Origin of the sequence: Pseudomonas sp. URIL14HWK12:I12 (assembly GCF_003097135.1) — a bacterium.
Classification (GTDB): Bacteria; Pseudomonadota; Gammaproteobacteria; order Pseudomonadales; family Pseudomonadaceae; genus Aquipseudomonas.
In genome coordinates this window covers 1-1,697 of the sequence record NZ_QEQL01000015.1, presented here as the reverse complement: position 1 = coordinate 1,697, position 1,697 = coordinate 1, and the positions used below count along the sequence as shown (strand labels likewise).

Genomic DNA, 1,697 nt, shown 5'->3' with positions numbered 1-1,697 from the left:
GGCGTTGCAGCGAATTCAGGTATGTGATGTTTGTGCGTATCTGGCGAATTTTCGGCTGTGTCGCTTCACCACCGCATCTGCTCTGGGCAGATTGCTTGGGTGTTATATGGTCAAGCCTCACGGGCAATTAGTATGGGTTAGCTCAACGCCTCACAGCGCTTACACACCCCACCTATCAACGTCGTAGTCTTCGACGGCCCTTTAGGGGATTCAAGATCCCAGTGAGATCTCATCTTGAGGCAAGTTTCCCGCTTAGATGCTTTCAGCGGTTATCTCTTCCGAACATAGCTACCCGGCAATGCCACTGGCGTGACAACCGGAACACCAGAGGTTCGTCCACTCCGGTCCTCTCGTACTAGGAGCAGCCCCTCTCAAATCTCAAACGTCCACGGCAGATAGGGACCGAACTGTCTCACGACGTTCTAAACCCAGCTCGCGTACCACTTTAAATGGCGAACAGCCATACCCTTGGGACCGGCTTCAGCCCCAGGATGTGATGAGCCGACATCGAGGTGCCAAACACCGCCGTCGATATGAACTCTTGGGCGGTATCAGCCTGTTATCCCCGGAGTACCTTTTATCCGTTGAGCGATGGCCCTTCCATACAGAACCACCGGATCACTAAGACCTACTTTCGTACCTGCTCGACGTGTGGGTCTCGCAGTCAAGCGCGCTTTTGCCTTTATACTCTACGACCGATTTCCGACCGGTCTGAGCGCACCTTCGTACTCCTCCGTTACTCTTTGGGAGGAGACCGCCCCAGTCAAACTACCCACCATACACTGTCCTCGATCCGGATGACGGACCTGAGTTAGAACCTCAAGGTTGCCAGGGTGGTATTTCAAGGATGGCTCCACGCAAACTGGCGTTCACGCTTCAAAGCCTCCCACCTATCCTACACAAGCAAGCTCAAAGTCCAGTGCAAAGCTATAGTAAAGGTTCACGGGGTCTTTCCGTCTAGCCGCGGATACACTGCATCTTCACAGCGATTTCAATTTCACTGAGTCTCGGGTGGAGACAGCGCCGCCATCGTTACGCCATTCGTGCAGGTCGGAACTTACCCGACAAGGAATTTCGCTACCTTAGGACCGTTATAGTTACGGCCGCCGTTTACCGGGGCTTCGATCAAGAGCTTCGCTTGCGCTAACCCCATCAATTAACCTTCCGGCACCGGGCAGGCGTCACACCCTATACGTCCACTTTCGTGTTTGCAGAGTGCTGTGTTTTTAATAAACAGTCGCAGCGGCCTGGTATCTTCGACCAGCCGGGGCTTACGCAGTAAATGCTTCACCCTGGCCGGCGCACCTTCTCCCGAAGTTACGGTGCCATTTTGCCTAGTTCCTTCACCCGAGTTCTCTCAAGCGCCTTGGTATTCTCTACCCAACCACCTGTGTCGGTTTGGGGTACGGTTCCCGGTTATCTGAAGCTTAGAAGCTTTTCCTGGAAGCATGGCATCGACCACTTCGCATTCTAAAGAACGCTCGTCATCAGCTCTCGGCCTTGAACACCCGGATTTGCCTAAGTGTTCGGCCTACCACCTTAAACTTGGACAACCAACGCCAAGCTGGCCTAGCCTTCTCCGTCCCTCCATCGCAATAACCGGAAGTACAGGAATATTAACCTGTTTTCCATCGACTACGCTTTTCAGCCTCGCCTTAGGGACCGACTAACCCTGCGTCGATTAACGTTGCGCAGGA

At 53.6% G+C, this 1,697-nt stretch carries 1 rRNA gene; it reads right to left on the bottom strand.

The features are described from left to right. Positions 1-106: 106 nt before the first annotated feature. Positions 107-1,697: ribosomal RNA gene (locus tag F474_RS22465) — 23S ribosomal RNA — on the bottom strand; the annotation flags it as partial.